Source organism: Bradyrhizobium sp. HKCCYLS3070, assembly GCF_051167575.1.
In the GTDB taxonomy this organism is placed as follows: domain Bacteria; phylum Pseudomonadota; class Alphaproteobacteria; order Rhizobiales; family Xanthobacteraceae; genus Bradyrhizobium.
On the sequence record NZ_JBNPTI010000011.1, the window covers coordinates 158782 to 177474 of the forward strand.

The following is an 18693-nucleotide window of genomic DNA, read 5'->3' on the forward strand; positions in this document are numbered from 1 at the left end:
TTGAAGATGAATTGGTAGCGTACGGCGTACTTGGATTGGCCCAAGATGATTGCAAAGCCATCGTTCAACGCCTGATCGACCGTACGGTTGAACTCGAGGCGGTCAGAAGGAGCCGAAGTCGGTCCGGGCCCCATTTGGGTGAACAGAATTGAAGGTTCGGTAACTGGACTTCCCCAAAAACTAGAATTGAATTTATCACGCCCGTCGCGCAAATGATCCGCGCAAAAGATCGTACAACACCTGCCATGTGTCGCTTCCAAGCGCAGTGGCCGCCACTGCCCGACGATCATCGGAACAGAGAAAATTTCGAAGAGCCTCCCTTTTATATCCTATTGTTCGATGTGCCTTTTCATTGGTTGAAGTGCGCCTGAACATTTGAGCGAGATGGCTAAGAGGCGACAATCGGGTGCATCGATGGGCTCCGCTCCCTTCTTGCGTTTGCCGGCATTCGGGTGAGCGTTGGCCTTGAAGTCTCCTGGACGCTCTAAACAGGGCAGCGGGCTTATCCGCATTCAAAAACGATCGCCTCGGCAACTCTGTTGAGGCAATCTCATGACAGTCAAGACAAGACCGATCTCCATCCGTCTCGCAGCGAGCGAGATAGAACAGATTCGTGCACGCGCTCACAGGCTTTCAGCAAACATCACTGGCGTAGCCCGCGACCTAATCCGTACCGGACTTGCCGGCGGGGACAACAAGGCGCTCGCCGATCGCTTGATGCAGATCGAGCGTCGGATTGCCGCGCTAGAACAGCAAGGCCAGCAAACGTACGTGCAGACTCAATCGGCCGACAAAGCAGCGCGTGATTTGCTTGCGATGTTCGAGGCGCTGCTGAAGGCCCTGACCGGCGAAAGCTCTGGGAGGGCAGCATGACCTGGCGTTTGCGGATCATTAGCTTTCTCGCTGCAATGGGTTGCTTTGCGGTCGCGGCGAGCATCTCGTATCTCGGATTCGAGGTCTGGCCGCCGAGCGCCACGCTGGCAGACGGAAGGAGCGCCGAATTCCAGCCAGCAGACATTCAAGCCTGCATCAGAGGGCGTGGCCTGGCCTGGCTGGCAGACCGCTCCGGCGAGGCCTATTGGCAGGCTTGCCGAGCCTGGCTCGCGCGATACCAAGCTCTGAGCGGCTTCGAGCTTCGTTTCTGGAGCGTGATCGGCGCCAGTCTTGCGGGCCTGATAGCGCTGTTTGGCTTCGCGCTAAGTCTTCGGTTAGACTCGATCTCGCTCAAGGTCCTTCGCGGAGCACGGCTGCAAACCGGTCGTCAAGGCCTGAAGGCGTTCGCCCGGGCGGCCGCCGCAGAGTGCCAGGTCCATGGCAAGGGTGTTGAGTTGATGCCATCGGTGCCCCTTGGGCGCGAGCGGGAGGCGCGGCATTTCTTGATCGTTGGCAGCGTCGGCGGAGGCAAGACGCAGACCATGCTTCACCTGATCGATGAAGCACTCTTTCGCGGAGATGGCCTCCTGGTTCTCGACACGAAAGGCGACATGATGGGCGGGCTCCCAGCCGATGGGGACCCCCTCCTGGTCGCGCCCCATGATCAGCGATCTCTGGTCTGGGACGTGGCAGCCGACTGCAGCATCAAGCAGGACGCCCGCGAGCTCGCCGCCCGCTTCATCCCGCCAAGTTCCGATCCGATGTGGTCCCAGGCGGCACAGGAGATCCTGGTCGCCTGTATCGTCTATCTCCAGGCGACCAGGGGCAAGGAGTGGGGGTGGGGTGATCTGCAACGAGTCGTAACCGCTGATGTCGGCACGCTCGCAGCGTACGCCAAAGATCACAATCCCAATGCGCTGCGACTGCTCGACCAGCCGGAAAGCAAGACCACGCTCAGCATCCTGACCACCTTCCAGACCCACATGCAGATCGTCTCGGTCCTGGCGGAGGCTTGGTCCGACCCATCGGCGCGGCGGTTCTCGATTCGCAACTGGCTGCATCACCCAACGCGTTATCGCCCCCTGATCCTTCAGCACGACCCGGGGTATCCCGAGCTGTCCCGGATCTGGATCGGCAGCATGCTCGGCCTGCTCGCCTCGGCCGTAGGCAGCCCGACCCTTGCCGAAAGCCGCGAGCGGCGGGTGTGGTTGTTCCTGGACGAATTCCCACAGCTGCCGCCGATCAAGCAGTTTCCGACATTCCTTGAGCTCGGCCGGTCCAAGGGCATCGCGGTCGTGATCGGCGCCCAGGACACAGCCCAGATCCGCGCCGTCTATGGACAGGATCAAGCTAAGTCATGGTTCGGCATGACGGGCACCAAGATCATCACCCGGATCAACGCCAGCGAAGCGGCCGAGGATATCAGCCGCCTCATCGGCGAGCAGGAGGTCGAACGGCGAACGAAGAGCTCAACTCATTCCGGTGGCAAGTCCAGCATCACGGAGAGCATCCATCGCGAGATGCGCCGCGTGATCACGGCATCCGAGCTTGGCTCCCGCCTTGGACCGACCAAGGACGGCGTCCGGGTCCTGCTCATCGGTCTCGGCGAAGACGTCTACGAGTTGGAGCTGCCTTATCTCAAGCTGCGTCAACTGCGCGAGCCGATCATGCCGGCGGGTTGGACTCGACCCTTGTCCCGAGTGAGGCTGTCGGACGGCGCCGACGATAACACCCATCCAACTCCACTCCCTTCCCCTGCCCGCCTGTCCAAGGAGTTAGCGAAGCAGATCCTCAAACGGCGAGAGTGAGCCATGGTAGCCTCGATCTCCGCTCGCGGGAACGCCGCTTCGGCTTCGCGCTACTACGGTCATCTGCAGCACGACGACTACTACAGCCGGGATGGCGATCCGCCGGGCCGCTGGGCCGGCAGAGGGGCCGAGCGGCTCAGCCTTGACGGACCCGTGACGCGCACCGAGTTCGATGCTGCGCTGCGTGGGATCGATCCCAAGACCGGTGAGCGGCTGGCGCAGCTTGGCGGCCGCGGCCGCGAGCATGCGGCCGGCTGGGACATGACCTTCAGCGCACCTAAATCGGTCTCAGTGCTCTGGGCGCTCTCCGATGTTCCAGAGCGCCAGATCATTGCGCAGGCGCACCGTTCGGCGGTCCTCTCGGCCACCGCTCAGCTGGAAGCAACCGCCGGCTGGGCCAGGCGTGGCCGGGCCGGAGCCACCCGAGAGCAGACCGCAGGGCTGCTGATGGCGCAGTTTGATCATCACACCAGTCGCGAATCCGACCCGCAGTTGCACACCCACACCTTTGTTTTCAACCTGGCCCCGCGTCGCGATGGCAGCTGGGGCGCGATCGTCAGCCGTGAGCTCTACAAGGCCCAGAAGCAGGCAGGGACCACCTACCGCCAAGCGCTTGCCTCGGAACTGGAACGGCAAGGTGTTCGGCTGGAGCGGCAGAAGGACACGTTTCGGGTGGCGGCAATCCCGCGCCACATCGAGCGCGCTTTCTCCAAGCGGCGCCAGGCGATCGAGGAAGCCGCGAAAGCCCACGGCTACAGCACGCCGAAGGGCATGGAGCTCGCGACGCTACGCACGCGCCGACCCAAGCAGGATGGCAAGCTCAGCGAACTCACCAGCCATTGGCAAGCCGAGGCCAAGGCGCTGGGCTTTGATCTCGGCAGGAGCCGTGATCACATACATACCACGACCAGCGGCCGTTCTGACGTGGAGCTACCTGGAGGGCGGGGCCAAACCCGCTCGCCGGTCGGCCAACCAGCACCGGCGGCAGCCCGGGGCGCTGCGAGGCCAACCCAGCATCAAAGCGCCGCCCAGCTCGGCTCTCGCCTCGGCCACGTGCTCCGCACGATGGACCAGTCGGCCGGCATGTCTGGGGTCAGGATCGAGCTACGCCACCGTGAGCATGAGCGGGATTGACCGAGGGTCGGGAAGACGATTGGACCTCTCGGGCCGGCGACGGCCTCTGGATCGCTGCAAGCGGAGTAGCCGGCCGGAGCAGCCTCGCCCGTCCGCAATCGATCCGCGGCCGCTGAGAAACAATTTGCGAGCTTCGACTTCAGATCGCGACAGCTGACACTTTGGGACAGCTAGACTGAACAAACTCACCCCAGCTTGAGAATGAGACCGGAATTTCGTTCGTATACGCGTCCAAGGGCACGCAAGGTATTGACCACCTTGATCGATCGATCCTTAGAGAACGCAGCTGTATTCGCTCGATCCTTCTCTTGTAAACACCGCAGAGCAGGATCTTTTGTTTAACCCCAATGAGATAGCCGCATGCGGCTCGCGAAGCGTCAGCACCACAGGTGCATAGGGTGTGAAAAACTTCTTCCTTCTCTTCCCTAAGACTCATCTCTGCTCTTGATTGCCGTTGCCCGCTTGTGGAGAAGCCCAATCCCAGCCGCCAGAACGCACAACTGTTGCAATGGACGCGTTGATGAGGCCGCGATCATGCTGCAACCAACTGGCTTTCCGAGTGAGTAATTCTTGATGCCTCCTTGCAGAGAATTGGCGAGAGCGCCGGTGCCGCCGCTGTACGAGAAATGATAATATCCTGGCGGTCCTGCAGCAAACCGACTGCCGCTCAGGGCGCCCTCGATGCTGAGAATCGTCATCCGAGAACGTTGGGCTAAAACGAGGCAGTACCGCTAAAGGCCATGGCTGAAGCTGCTTCTAGCGCCTGGCGACCGCGGCCCTGCTAAGGACTTTTTGCCCGGCCGCTACAAATCAGATGTCGGTTGTCAGTAGGTCTTCGACAAAAAAGTCAGAACCAGCCTCGTCACTATGCACCGATGTCGTAGATGATATCGTGCTGCGCAGAATGCGCACCAAGCCGACGATCTTGGCAGATCGACAAACCAGCGCAAACCAAAAACGCCGGACGAATTCGTCCGTCCGATTGGCTGTCGTATCGGTCGTTGATTGTCAAACTGTGCTCTATCGCGAGCCGGGCCGAAGGCCCGGCGAGCACCGGACGCGTGCGCGCGTCAGCGTCGCCGATCTGGCTAGCGGAGTCAGCGACGCTGAACCTTTTTGAGAGTGGCCACGCAACCGGTGTCACCCGGTTGCGCGGTTTGTGGTCAGCTGACACGCTCCATCAGGCGCCTGGCCTTGCCTTCCACCTCGAGCCTCGCGTCCTGATGCGCCTTGCTTCGGGCCACGGCCGTGATGCCCTGCACAAAGTCGAAAATGCTCTCCGGCTTGCGATTCTCCTCGCCAAGAACGACCTCAATGACCTTCGATGTCTCGGATTTGGAGAAACCATTCTTGCGCAGAAAGCCCTCGCGATCCTCGTCCGTGCGGGCGACGATGCGCTGCCGCGCGGCCGCAATGCCAGCAACAAACGGCGCGGGCGAGGAATTGGCAAAGTTCGACAATGCCGGTGCAGCCTCATGCGCAAACCGTTGCGCGGCAAACTTCGAATGCCGGATTGTTATCTGCTCGAAATTTTCCACGCCCCAGAGGTTCCGGTTCATGCAGACGGCGCGCAGATAGAAGCTGGCAATACCCAGCGTCTTGCTGCCGACCTCACTGTTCCAGCAGTAGAAGCCCCGGAAATACACATCCGGCGAGCCGTCCGGAAGCCGTCCCGCCTCGATCGGGTTGGTGTCGTCGACCAGAAACAGAAACACGTCGCGATCGCTGGCGTAGAGCGTGGTGGTGTCCTTGGTGACATCCACAAAAGGATTGTGGTTCATGGTCGACCAGTCGAGCACACCCGGCACTTTCCATCGGGTGTCGCCGGTGCCATTGCCGGCAATCTGCATGACCGCGGCAACCAGTTCCTGATCCCAGATGCGGCCGTAGTCCGGCCCGGTGACGGCACGAAGCTCAACTCGGCCATTATCGGCCTCCAGGGTCTTCACCAGTTCGGCGGGGTGTGACAGCAGGCCATGCTGCAGATTGATGGCTGACAAAGCTGCGGGCAGTTGCCGCAGATAGGCGCCCGGGGCACCCACCAGCGTGCAGAGCTGGCCAAAACTCCAATGCGTCGGCGTCACCGCCTCAGACTGTCCGGGAACGATTAGGGCCAACCGCTCGGCGTTCTCGCGGGTAGCCTCCACGCGGATGGTCCGACTTTCGACGGTGCGCACATCGGCGCATTCGGCCCGGCTGCGCACGGCGTCATAGAGGTCCGGCAAATTGAGATAGCGTTCGTCATCTGGACGCGCAAACCACTCCGACGATACCCGGCCGATCCGCTGGCCGCGCGAGATATCCACCCGGAAACCGCTGGAAACCGATTGTTCGCCGTGCTGTGACATCGTTACGTTCATTGTCACTCTCCTGTTCAGGTTGAAGCGCAGCGCTGCGCTGCAACCCTGCCCGTCGGCGAGACCTGGGGTAGCAAGGGCAAGGGCGGCCGGAGCGGAGGGGGATCACCCGCCTGACAAGGGCGCGCGGGATCCGCGCGCGTCTGCACGCGCCGTTCAATGCGAGACTCTTGTGATCGATCGAGGCGCGGAAGACCGGGGAAACCGCACCGGCCGGCACGTTGTCGTGCTTCACCCTTGCCCGCGCGAGGGCGGAGCCCATAGCAATCGCTTGTCAGAAACAGAGCCTTGGCCTTCCTTTTAGACGGCGATGAGCATGCAAAAAGCCCCGCCTCCGAAGAGGCGGGGCCGATGATCCCAGGGGATCAGTCGCCGCTGCGGCGCGACCAGATCAAAGCGAAACCGTCGACGCCCTCGACCTTGACCAGAGAGGCGTAGATCGGCGCCGGGAAGCCCGGATCGTCGAGCTTGACCGAGAGATATTCCCGGTCGCTCTCGCGGGCGGTCTTCTTCCAGGCTGCCGCGCGCCTAGACGGGATCGCCTTGCGCAAACATGATCGAGAAACGCTTGGTCACTTCTGCCGGAAACTGAGCATCTGCCGTATCCGAGATTGCCTGCCGCACACGGCGATCGGCAGTCAGAGAAATCGCCCCGGGATTGACCCTCACGACTTCCACGCAGGACGGCTCTGCTAGAGCGCACGCACCGCCGCAGTTCCCACCTGCTCCGGTATTGCATCATCGAGAATTGACAGGCCCTAGGCTGACTTCCGCTGCGGTTTGGCCGCCAGCTTCTTCGCCGCAGGCTCCTTGGCGGGTTTCTTGCCGGCAATCGGCATTAGCAGTTTCTGACTGGCGAGTTGGACGCCGACGAGCGACTGGTGGCTTCCCGCGCGGAAGAGTTGCTCGCCCAGTTGCTAACGGACGTGGACCAGCAGGAAACCGGTCCTGATCCGACCGAAATGGCGAGATGCGCATTACGGGCCCTTGCCCTCCCTGAGATCATCGAGGTGCGCCCCTTCCTGTTGCCTGAAGTGGCAATCTGGGGTTCAGGAGATGGCGTTCTTGTAGCAGGCCGGGCGGATGCACTCGCGATCACAGAGGGCCGCGTGGAGGCGGCCATTGATTGGAAGTCGGATATCGACCCGAATCCTGCAGTCCGAAATCGCTACGCCGCGCAGCTCAGCGATTATCTGGAGGCGGCAGGCGCCAAGCGCGGAATGCTAATATTTCTTAGCCTTGGCGAGATATCATGGGTCGAGAATCCCGCCTCTTTGTTGGCTCCCAACTCCAAACAGGGCGAGGTAATGCACGAAGCGAGGTCCTCATCATCACTATCAGTTGCGACTGATGGGAAAATCTTGCGCCGAACGGGCCCGAACGATGGCAATTCAACGCCGCGACGAAGGTGGAACGTTAGCTGCTTGTTCGGGGAGTATGCCGGGAAAGCAAAAGACTTTCACGAACCTTGCCGAAAATCGCTTCACGGATGGTCCGGACGGATGGCTTGCTCTTCGGAAAGCTGACGCCAACCTCGCGGGCGATCGCCAGCAGGTCAGCAGTCGACTTCTCGCTAAGTACACGCTCAGCATCTGTGATACTGCCAGCGGAAGCAAGTCGAACCACGTTTTCAAATTCAGCAATCGCCTGTTCTTGCGAGAGCGACGAGCCTGTTCGAACTCTAGCTGCCGCGCTTCTCTGTCTTACTTTTTCGGCTGCTTCGGGGAACGCCTTCTTTACCCTCGCCTCCATTCTATTCACTTGCGCAGCGATTAGCTGCAAGGCTCGCTTGATATCACCGCAGTCTTCCAGCAGCTTTATGACTTCTTGCTCTGGAGTCCGAAATTGTCCCTCGTCGCCGCTCACTTTAGAACTCCCATGCAAGCCTTCCAGAGGCCTTGAAAATCGCCAACAAGATCGAGGGGCACGCCTCCACCCGTGATCGCCCGCTTAATGCCGACCCGTTCTCGCACCCAAGCATCACTGAAGAACATCGCGCGGATACCGTGATCCTTTCTGGCCCGATTGCAGATCTGCTCGATTTCCCTCATGTAGAACGCGGTCTCTTTCGTTGGCAAGTTGCCGTAGGTCTTTGTCTTATTCATAAAGACCGCGATCTGTGGTGTGGGGTGTGGCTCTATCCGCATTTTAAGCGAATTCAAGAGCAAGCTCACGCCGCGCGACGCGAAAAAATCTGGGTTAACCGGGATCAGCACCAAGTCGCAACAAGACAGCACGCTGTAGGAAAGTAGGGTGAAGGATGGTGGACAGTCGAATAGAACATAGTCGTAGTTCTCTACCTTTCCAGAATGCATGATCTTGCCGAGGAGTCGGCGCATGAAGTCCTTCATCTGGTCGCGGTCAAACACCTCGAGCTCCAGCCAGTAAAGATCTTCCACAGATGGTACGAAGTGAAGACTCTTCGTGATCTGGTAGATGAAATCATAGGCAATCGGAAAATCAAAGTGCGCTGCCGGCTTCGTATATTGGTCGATCGCATCAAAGATCGTTCTCTTGGTACTGAGGCTCTTGTCGTACCAAGTTGCAAACGCCGGGTACAAGCTGCCATTGTCCTCGTTGAGGCCCACCGCCTGGGTCAGCGACATCTGGGCATCGAGGTCGAACATCAATACGCTCGCGTTGGAATACATCGCCAGCGTATCAGCGAGGCACCAAGTCACGGTTGTCTTTCCGACCCCGCCCTTGAAATTTATCGTCGCAATAGTCTTCGGACTGTTGTTTCCAGTCACCTGCCCCTCCCTATTCACGAGTGATCGGGCCGCGCGGACCCGTTGCTGCAAATTCGAAGCCTGGAGAAGCTCGGGCCAGGATTAGCCCTCGGCTCACTTCTGCGTTGTTTGGCATCTCCAGTCCGCATCGCGTGGGACTGCCCACGAGAATTATCATCTACCGACGGCCTGCGTCATTTCGGAGCGCTGGCGAGGCTTGGTCGTTAGCCGTGCCGCCCCCCTATCTGGCGCATTGCACTCGACAGGTACACTCGTACGACTGTCAGAAATGAAATTCGCGCTTGAGTATTGCGTAGAGCGCCTCGGCTCCTTGGCGGTCAAGTTGGATAGTTTGGCTCTGCTTGCCTGGGACTTGGCGCGTGTTTCGCCCATACGTATCAATTTGCAAGATGAAGCGACCGTCGCACTCGAAGCTTGCATAACTCGCTTCGATTTCGTCGTGCACAGAAAGCCGGCCTCGGTCCTTCCTTGAGAATTCTCGGATCAGAGCCACTTCTTCTCCCCCGTTTTGTCGCGGTCCATTCCTAAGGCTGCCCACGTGGTGCTGAATCGGGCATTTGCAGGTTGTTCTCGGCTAACGTTGGATAGTCAAGGTCGTACAGGTGGAAGCCTCCGCATAGGAAACGCGTCTTTAACTGGAATCGTGGAGAATTCCGGCCGAGGGCTTGACTCGGAGGCGGCCGCATGTTCATGTTTTGTTCCGTTGTTCGCGGCTCGAGAATGCCGGCCCTTGGCGCTGGTGCCCGGCATCTTCGAAGACCGCAGTACATGGTCATCCCAATGTCGCGCTGGAGTGGCCGCGGGCGCGCCCCGACTTGCTGACCGAGAACTTCTGCTGCCTACCCACGAGAGTTGAGAGTACCGCTCGAGCTGGCGGGGCCGTACAGCAAAAAGCCTGGCGGTCTGCCTCGAGTTGATTCACATTGGGCCTGTCCGACGCACAGCTGATTAGGAAGAGAATGCAAGTTGAGAATGAAAAAGCGCGAGCCGAAGGTCGTGCCTTCACCTTTGTTGATGCGTTCGCAGGCTGCGGAGGCCTTAGCCTTGGGTTGATGCGTGCTGGTTGGATCGGTCACTTTGCAATCGAGAAAGATCGCTTCGCTTTTGAGACTTTGCGCGAGAATTTTCTTGGACCCCGTGCACGGTACTCTTATCGTTGGCCAGATTGGCTTGAGCAACGCCCCTGGGCGGTCGAAGATTTGCTCAGCAACCACCTGCACGACCTCAAGGAGCTCCGGGGAAAAGTCGACCTGCTGGCTGGAGGTCCTCCCTGCCAAGGATTTTCGAGCGCCGGGCGACGCCGCGCTGTCGATCCTCGCAATGAACTCGTCGAACGCTACTTAGAGCTCGTCGACATTATCCGTCCAAAGATTGTTTTGATGGAGAATGTCCTGGGGATCACATACGACTTCAAGGTAAACGGGAAAAGAGGAAAACCGGTTCCGAATTTTGCCAACAAGCTGAAGGAACGGCTTTCCTCAGAGTATCACGTTGTTTGCTCCACCCTCAGGGCCTGCGAATTCGGGGTCCCACAACAACGACCGAGGTTTTTCCTAGTCGCTATTTCAAAGACGCAGAACCTCGACTCCTTGCTGAATACTTTTTTCGACGAGCTGCGGAAGGCATCTCCCAGCTTCCTGTCCAAGCGTAACATACCAAGGAGGGTCGCGGCGCGCACTGCTATATCTGACCTCGAGGTCGGCAGAAATGGAACGGTACCGTGCCCTGATAGCAACGGCTACGTTTCGATCGCCTATGGACAGCCGAGAAGCAACTTTCAGCGAGCCATGCGGGACGGGCACGAGGGGCCGCCCTCCGACACCCGTCTTGCGAAACATCGTCCCGAGATCGAGCACCGTTTCAAGAGAATCATTTCGCTGTGCCACGCTAAGGGAAGATTGAACGTGCAGCTCTCTCGGGAGATGAGGCAGAAGTTCGGCCTGAAGAAGATGGCCACGCGGGTGCTCGACCCCGAACAGCCTGCCCCGACGATCACCAGCATGCCGGATGATCTTCTCCACTATAGCGAGCCACGAACGCTTACCGTTCGGGAGAACGCACGTCTTCAGACGTTTCCAGACTGGTTCGTCTTCAAAGGAAAGTACACGACGGGCGGCGAAATGAGACGCCGGGAGGTTCCGAGATTTACGCAAGTAGCGAATGCAGTTCCACCATTGCTGGCGGAACTTATTGGAGAAGTCCTATGCGCCAACATGAGGGAAGCAGCACGTCCTGAAGAGCGCAGCAGGCAAGCTGCATAGGAGCTCGTCTAGACATCGCGAGCGCGCGCATAGTTGCATTTTCCGTGCAACGGGCAACTAGGGCAAACCGGCTTGGCGCGGCGGCAGAAGAGCGCCGCCACGTCGAGAGCGGCCCAATTCAGCTCAATCGACGAACGGGATCGAAAGAACTCGTGAGCTAGGTCCTGGAGCGCAGGATCGTACCTAATATCCACGAGCTTCCGAGGCTCGAACACGCGCTCGAGCAGCCGCGCCATGCCTGCGTCGAGCAACGGGCTAGGGCGATTATGAGCAAACAACAAGACGGCACTTGCAACATATTGGCCAACTGCCGGCAACGTCTCCAGCTCTTCTCTACGAGCCGGGAATTTACCCTTCCGTCGCACCATCTCTGCGGCCAAGGCCTTTAACCCCGCGGCTCTCCGGCGCCAAAGGCCAATTTCCTTCAGGTGGCCACCAATGAAGTTCGGGTCCGCGGAGTGAATGTCCTGCCAATCGCCAAACTGTTTGAAAAATGGCGCAAAGAAGCGGTTCACCGTCTCGGCTTGTGTCCGTTGAAGCAGGATCTCGGCGACGATCCTTTGAAACGCGCTTGCACTAGGCTCTCGCCAAGCGAACTCGCGGCCATTTTTCCGGTACCATCGAAGAAGTGCTCGACGGCACCATCGAACCTTGCTCTTTCTCTCGGAAAGACTTGTCCTTGCAAGTCGCCTGGGCGAGCTCCTTGGGGGCGGTCGGCACCGCTTGGCCGTTGACCCAGTCACCTGCGTCCCGCGCCATGAAGGCGGTGTGATAGCAGGTACTCTCTTCCCTCGGGCGTCAATTCGCGTCCGCGGGGGCCATGACGGATAAACTCAACGCGTACCAAGAACGGTTCGATCTCGTTCAGTACGCGGTCCTTGTCGACCGTGCGCAGAAGGTTGAGGAGGTTTTGTTCTCCGACTGGGCCGCCAGCACGCTCAAGAATACCGAGATATTCGAAATCCATGCGCGTTAGGCCCTTCTCATCGATTTCCCGCGCACGACGAACGTCCTCTAGGTGCGACAGCACCGGCTTGTCTTGCTCTGAAACCAGCACCGCGGTCTCGAGCGCACCGGCCAGCTGGATCGAGATGCGCGGAACACACCGGCCGATGACGGCCAATGCCTGGTAAACTTCGCCTGTCCAGTCATCGTGCGGAAGCTTTGTCCGAAGAATGCGAGCCACTTCTTCCTCGGTGTATTCCCGAAGTTGAATCTCATCGCAGCGACTAATGAACGCAGCATCGACGTCGGAAGCCCTGGTTGTTGCGAACAGGAACGTGGCGCGGTGCATGTGAGCGACTTGGTCGGACAGGACCACGGTCCGATCGGCCGCCTCGAGCATCGTCAATAGCGCTTCTTGTAATGCACGGGGTACGAGATGAACCTCGTCAATAAATACTATGAGGGGCGGGTACTCCAGCACTGGCAAGCCGAGCTGCTGGCCAACCTGTGACGGGGCAACACCAGCCGAGTTGAGCTCACCATTAATTAAGTCAAATAACTTGTCCCGGCTCCCTACGCTACGTCCATCAAGCTTCACGAATGGCAGGTCAAGCGCCCGGGCGATGCGTCGGGCGAGCTCGGTTTTGCCCGTGCTGGGCATGCCTGTGAATAAGTAGTTCTTCGCCAAGTGCGGCGGCCTTTCGATGAGTGCCCTCAGCAGGTCATTCGACAGTCTGGCCACGGCAGGTTCGTTCCCGATGAAACCTCCGAAAGCATCTTGAACCTGGCGCCGAATCTCCGGTGTGACCGGGGATGCGACGGGTGACCTGGTCGCCGGGGCTTGAGAGGCTTCAGCATGGTGAGTGGAATTGGTGTGGGCGCGCTCGCCTGCGGCATTTGCGGCCGGGGTAGCAGTTTCGACCGAAGGCCCAGCCTGGACGAAGCTGGAAGGAGGAGCACTCGGCGTTACGTCGACAGGCGCGTGTCTGGCACAGCCAGGGAACGAAAAGTCTAGCTGCTGGACCGCCCCATCGGCCACGGCGGAAAGACGCGCACTGGCCTCTAGTATGGATCGCGCATCCTCGGTGGATATGTGGACGGTATCCTGCCGTCCGTCACCGTCCAGATCTGCCACTGCTGTGGGGGCCGTCCCACCGAATACCAAGAGGCGACCAGCAATGTTCACCGTAATGCGGGCTCTCAATCCCAAGATGTCTTGGATGACGCGCTGGTGTGCACTTGCCCACTCGGATTGTGGCCGCTGATGCAGCCAATCTGCCGCGTATATTCGGAAGCCAAAATCTAGAAATTGCGCTAGTAGTGCGGCGCCACAAACCTTCCATAGCTCGCTCGGCGCGCTCGCAACCCAGAGCTCCGATAGCAGGCGACCGAGATTATGCGCCTGCTCCAATGCGTCCTTCATGTCCGCAGCAGACATTCCGCCCGCGCGGTATTTTACTTCGACCGGTGTAAGCTTGATCAAAACGGGCTGGTCTCCGTCTTGAAGCTGGATTGCCGCGACGATCAAATCTGGGCGTTGCTCACCTGGCGCTCCTGACAGCAAGCTGCGCCTTAGGCGGATAAACAGTTCTTCATAAGGATCCACCGGCAGCACGAAGTGGATGCAGCTTCCAGTATGCACAGGCAATCTGGGCGCGGCGGCCGCCTGCCGGAAACTATCTTGAAGAAGACGCGTCGCAAGGAGGAGACCGAGCTCGCCTCGTGATTGGCTACCCCCGCTGGCCAACCGTTTCAAGATCGGTATGCCACGGCGAGAGACTTCGTCCAACAATCCCGGGACGTTGGGAGGTGAGCTTGCGAGAAGAAGGGCTGCGTTCTCGACAGCCTTGGACATCGCGGAAGTTGGCTGGGCAACCAGATAATAGCCAAGGCTTGTTTCACTGCCCCCTAGAATCCCGGGCAGTTCGTAGTCCCAGAGATATCCTCCCTGCCCAACGGTACCGCGCACAATGCAAGCCGGGTCAACTTGGCTCGAAGTGACCGAGAGGAAGATCGATTTTTGTAGCCGCGTTCCGACCGCATCCTGATTGGGGGTGAAGCGAAAGTGCGTGCGATTACCGTCGTTCGTCGACAGCGCCTCGTATGTACCAAAGGCCTCGGTAACAAGGTCAGTTAGCCGAGTGCCCGTGGCCTGGCCCGACAGCACCCGCGATTCCAGTATAGCCCGGGCATTCTGGAAATCTTCGCGAACCCGCGTCCGAAAAAGACAGGCCGGCGCCACGGCGGAGCGTGTCGAGCCGCTAGCGGCTTCAGGCGAGCGCATACCAAGCTGGTCGATGATCGTCAGGTCAAGCCGAGGTAGGCTTGCCGATTGCTGAAGCTTAAACCACCGGACGTGTTCCGACGTGCGTTCCGACAGGTCGGCGAGCTCCTCCGGGGCAGGATCGCTGGCATCCCGAGCATCGAACACCTCGACTTCGCGCGGACCCGAGATACTGTCGGAATCTTCCGTGTATAGCCTCTCTGTCCACCGAAACACGCCGTTTCCGCACTCGCTGGATGTCTCTGGGTCGCCAACGATGCCTATGCGGAGCGTGCTTCGCGCTGGCAATAACCTCGTTACCTCGTTTAGGCTATCCTGGGTCTGTTGGGCCGTGAACCCACCGGTGATCCCTTCAACCATCAACCCAAGTTCCGATAGGCGCTGCAACACCGAGGACCGGACAGTCGACTTGTCAAGGTAGGTGACATTCGCCATCACCGCCCAATGCGGATGCTGGCAAGGAAGCGCAAAGAGCGCTCTTGGCTTAAGTGATTGGCCGTCCTGGAGATAAACCAAGCCTGCGTCGGGACAGCACGACGGGCTTAACAAGCCTGCTGCCGGACACGGCTTTTGCAGGCCTTCGGATAGATACTTCTGCGCTACCGCATGCCACCCTAGGCGAAGCGGGTGCAGGGCCGACAGTAAGACTACGACTGGCTCGTCTGTCGCAACATGCCGCCCAGCTTGAGAATTCCATTCGGCCGCGTGAATCGCGAACGTATCTAGCCAGGATGCAGACCCCGGATCCGCCTGGAGCCATTGAAGGTACTTTGAAACATATTCTTCAACAGCGGAATCGATCGGCGAGCTGTCGATTTCAATTTCGGCAACACTACGCTGTGCCTGCTCGAAGAGCACCCGGACCGTCTCGCGTGCTCGAAGTAATTCTGCCGGTGGCGAAATAGGCGGCCGCGGATCGATTTGGGGGACTAAGTCGCCCAGCGTCGCATTACTGCTCCAATCGATTGCCAGGCGGGCCGGAATCCTGGAAGTCCAGCAGGCAAGGACGGGCTTCCAGCTATCCGCACAGGACAGGTACGAACCGAGCTCAAGGCGATGTAGCGGGATGTCAGCGGCATGCGGGATGCTCTTTCGTCCAGTACGGTGCCGCGCGATAAGCGATTCGTAGCGCGAATTGGTCGTCTCCACGGAGCTCTCGATCGCGACTTGAAGAGTCCAGGTGCCAACAGTGGCTCCTGCAGCATCCCTTAGCTCGATCGCCAGGCTATCGTTGTCTTCAAGGTCTTCCGTAAATGAGACAAAATGGCTGCCCGCTTGCGTATTCTTGGAAGTTGGCTGCTCGCCTTGGCGCATCAAGGAAACTTCCACAACAGCTGAACTGTGAAAAACCTGTAGGTCGGTCGCTCCGCCACGCGAAAGGGCAAGCTCCTGCGTCCAACTGCTGGCCCGGCTTGCAAAAACCGGGACGCCGTTAGCATTTGCATCCCGCACTACGGCGAGTCCACCACAGGCGAACGAGTCCAAGCTAATTACATCAACCGTGCCCGAACGAAATTGTGGCGCGTCGGCCTTGTACTTCATCGGCTTGCGATGGATCACGGCCGTGGCATCAATGCATTGCATGGGATTAGCTTGTGAAGCCGTGACGGCCGCGGGGACAGCCCTATCGATTTTCTTTGAAAAAACCACGCCTCCCGGCATGGACCCTGACGACGTGGTAACTTCCAGTTCCACGGTATTGATTACGACGAACGGCCCGCCGGGTAGCGGCCGCGCGCTTGGCAAAGCGTTTGTGCAAGATAACGTGAGGCGATCCCGCGGCTGTCTCCGGTTCAGCTCGCTAAGAATATCTTCAAGGGCCTCCGCATCCAGCTCGCCGTACCAAGTCGGCGCAGGAACTCCAACGCGAAATTGGCGCAACGGTGCAGTCTCGAACGTAGTCGGCGATATAAGCTGGGCTGCCAGGTATAGATGCATCGCGTCCAGGCTAGTCGATAGCGCTCGCGTCTGCGCCGCGTTCGTGCCCTTCATCTGGTCGACGGCTTCGCTTAGCCCAACGCTGCTTACGAATTTCGCCAACGTAACAAGAATGTCATACGATTCCTTGAAGGCCTTACCGCTCGTCCCAATAACTGGAACACCTGTCGCGAAACAAGCCGCGTCGGCGGGATTCGTCGTGGCGGGGCTGGCGAGGAGATTGTCAAAGATCTCCCAAGAAAACGAGTCGCGGATGGCAAGCTCTAGCTTGGCAGACTCGGCGCGGACGAGACGAAGAAGCTCGCGCACCTGCCGTTCTGGGATGCCTAGCTGCGACGATATTTGCGAACAAAGGTATTGGTGAAGCTCGCCATCCTTCGGCGAAACAGCACCTAGTGTCTCGGTGGTGTTGGCAAGCGACTCCGGCCGGTTGTCCCATGACGACCGCGCCGCCAAGATTAGAACACAAGGCCGGCTATTGCGAATTGTGACAGCGTAATCCCAGTGGCAGCCTCGAGAAAGGCTAACTCCCGTTGGCGGCGCGGCCTCGTCAACCAGCAGAACGACGATTTCATGGTTTGTATTGCCAACCGATAATGTCCAATCTCGTTGACCGCTTGCGGTTAATATGGCGAATACATTTCGCAGGGCCTCGACGGGAGGCCCGACGAGAACGGGACGGACAGGGCTGCCCGGGTCACGCGTCAAGGCGGCAGTAAAATGCTCCTCGACGTACTTCGCTAGGGTTCGGGCGAGAGATTGCATCTATTCACATTCCACTTTTAAGAGAACGGTGGGACCAGCAATCTCCCACCGGCAGCATCTGGGCTATCGACGACCAGTCCCAGCATCTCCAGATCGCGCCCCGTCCTCCCGTCGATCAGCTCGCCCGCGGGTACGTGGAGCCCGTATTGACCAAGATGCCCACGGAAATCGTCGAGGCTCACGGGTATGAATGGATTGGCTGCGCAACACACGTGCACGAGCATAACAAGCATGTCCTGGCCCGGCAGAACCGGTAGTGGCTTTCTTTCTCCAGAATACGCGAGGAGATACGCAAGGTCGTAGCAACGTTCCGCAGGATCCTTCGCCTGGATCTGCCCAAGGCTATGTCGCGCAAATTCAAACAAGTTCTTGGTATAGCCAGCTTTGCACCTTGCAAGCGCGCGCAGCTCCTCGTTATCGTCAAACAATTTCCCAACCTCCTCGCGCAACCACTTGCCAGCATCGGGAGCGTGTATGGCGAGACGGTTCGCGCTCACGTGGGCAAGAAAGCCAGCAATCGCGGCGGGCGCTTGCTGCCCTGAAGAAGGCGAGAATCCAATGCGCAGTCCGGCAGGCCACGATGCTCCGCAATCGTCGAGCCTGCACAGCAGGAGGTTGAGGCCAGTCCTGGCGAAGGCGTACCGCTCGATGTGCCGTTGTATCACGGGTTCAGCGTTCGCTCCGATCTCCAGGAGCATCGAGGACTCGTGCTGTTGCTCCCATATTTTGGCCTCGACCTCGCTTGCACTTGGAGGGGCCATACCCGAGGCCGCGGTCAGCGCGAGCTCCCAGGCAATGTTGTTGGCCTTGCAAATCCAGAGTGCATGCATTCCAAGACCAAGCCGAAGGATTGCTTCGACCAGCACCGTCCATTGACGCCTCGTCAAGCTTGGCTTTAGGCCAACCACGGCTCGCAAATCCGTGCAGAACCGTTCAGAAGGACACAGCTGTCGATTGTTCGACGCAGCGCGAAAGGCACGGCAATCATCTTCACCAAGCTGGAGGCTGAGGTATGGAAAATCTTGCCCCGGCTCTGGTTGGATGCCCTGCAGGCCTGAGCGCAGTGACGCCTCCGTGAACCTTGCAAACACGTCATCGTCGTCGGCTATGGCAAGGGCTGCACCTAGCTCTCGAATAAGAGCTTCTCCCGCTGCGCGATCCAGCGCACTGCCAATGATCTCTTGAAGCAAGTTGGAGGGGTTCCAGCGGCTTCGTGGGCGCTTGCCGAGCACCCCCGCAATTCGCGCGACGGATGGAACGAGGGGCATCAGCTGCTGCGATGAAAGCGGGCTGTACTGTCCATGGCGGAATGGGCTTCTTATTCCTCCGCGGCTGGAGAACAACCGCGACCATAGTTCGGGTCCGCCAACGGCACCCGGCATGAGCTCATGGGCGCGCTTAATATTTTCGAGATCTACGCTACTCTCGCTAACGCCAAGCAAGAGCGAACGGTAGGCCGAGGAGAGCAGTACTTCCCCGGTGGACCATTCCGGTGCAGTGCCTGATAGCATGGACGCGGCGTATGCTGGATGACGCTTGTTGGTCGGCGCAGTCTGAAATTCTGAAACGTTCATGATA

General features: G+C 59.2%; 10 protein-coding genes and 1 pseudogene. 4 read left to right on the forward strand and 7 right to left on the reverse strand.

The features are described 5' to 3' along the window. The first annotated feature begins 552 nt into the window (after positions 1 to 552). From ACQR03_RS26880 to mobF, 3 genes are read left to right on the forward strand one after another with little or no spacing between them, the layout of a single operon-like run. Positions 553 to 873, forward strand: coding sequence for a hypothetical protein (locus ACQR03_RS26880; protein WP_434841600.1), 321 nt, complete (start codon positions 553 to 555; stop codon positions 871 to 873). Continuing rightward, positions 870 to 2681 (forward strand): type IV secretion system DNA-binding domain-containing protein, encoded by a 1812-nt coding sequence (locus ACQR03_RS26885; protein ID WP_434841599.1) that lies wholly within the window; start codon positions 870 to 872, stop codon positions 2679 to 2681. The genes ACQR03_RS26880 and ACQR03_RS26885 overlap by 4 nt, the downstream gene beginning before the upstream one ends. A 3-nt stretch (positions 2682 to 2684) precedes the next feature. Continuing rightward, positions 2685 to 3815: a MobF family relaxase gene (mobF, locus tag ACQR03_RS26890; RefSeq protein WP_434841598.1), complete on the forward strand. Its 1131-nt coding sequence runs from the start codon at positions 2685 to 2687 to the stop codon at positions 3813 to 3815. A gap of 1163 nt (positions 3816 to 4978) precedes the next feature. On the opposite strand, the gene ACQR03_RS26895 is transcribed toward mobF, so the two are convergent. The 4 genes and pseudogenes from ACQR03_RS26895 to ACQR03_RS26910 all read right to left on the reverse strand — a co-directional run bounded on the left by ACQR03_RS26895 (position 4979) and on the right by ACQR03_RS26910 (position 8922). After that, complete coding sequence (locus ACQR03_RS26895) at positions 4979 to 6175, reverse strand: DUF932 domain-containing protein (RefSeq protein WP_434841597.1); 1197 nt, start codon at positions 6173 to 6175, stop codon at positions 4979 to 4981. Positions 6176 to 6537: 362 nt separating this feature from the next. Beyond that, positions 6538 to 6693, reverse strand: a pseudogene (locus ACQR03_RS26900) (DUF736 family protein); the annotation flags it as partial. 895 nt (positions 6694 to 7588) lie between these two features. Further along, positions 7589 to 8038 (reverse strand): hypothetical protein, encoded by a 450-nt coding sequence (locus ACQR03_RS26905; protein WP_434841596.1) that lies wholly within the window; start codon positions 8036 to 8038, stop codon positions 7589 to 7591. Next, positions 8035 to 8922, reverse strand: a complete 888-nt coding sequence (locus tag ACQR03_RS26910) for a ParA family protein (RefSeq protein ID WP_434841595.1) — start codon at positions 8920 to 8922, stop codon at positions 8035 to 8037. Before ACQR03_RS26910 ends, ACQR03_RS26905 begins: the two co-directional genes overlap by 4 nt. Before the next feature lie 959 nt (positions 8923 to 9881). Here ACQR03_RS26910 and ACQR03_RS26915 point away from each other — a divergent pair. Then, positions 9882 to 11183, forward strand: a complete 1302-nt coding sequence (locus ACQR03_RS26915; RefSeq protein ID WP_434841594.1) for a DNA cytosine methyltransferase — start codon at positions 9882 to 9884, stop codon at positions 11181 to 11183. A gap of 8 nt (positions 11184 to 11191) precedes the next feature. Here ACQR03_RS26915 and ACQR03_RS26920 read toward each other — a convergent pair whose 3' ends face one another. From ACQR03_RS26920 to ACQR03_RS26930, 3 genes are all read right to left on the reverse strand, one after another. Beyond that, a complete protein-coding gene (locus ACQR03_RS26920) occupies positions 11192 to 11926 on the reverse strand; it encodes a hypothetical protein (protein WP_434841593.1) in 735 nt (244 codons plus the stop codon). After that, entirely contained in the window at positions 11923 to 16659 is a 4737-nt protein-coding gene (locus ACQR03_RS26925) for a Holliday junction DNA helicase RuvB C-terminal domain-containing protein (protein ID WP_434841592.1), read from the reverse strand. Before ACQR03_RS26925 ends, ACQR03_RS26920 begins: the two co-directional genes overlap by 4 nt. Before the next feature lie 473 nt (positions 16660 to 17132). Next, on the reverse strand, positions 17133 to 18689 hold the full coding sequence (locus ACQR03_RS26930) for a hypothetical protein (protein ID WP_434841591.1): 1557 nt from the start codon (positions 18687 to 18689) through the stop codon (positions 17133 to 17135). Positions 18690 to 18693 lie beyond the last annotated feature (4 nt).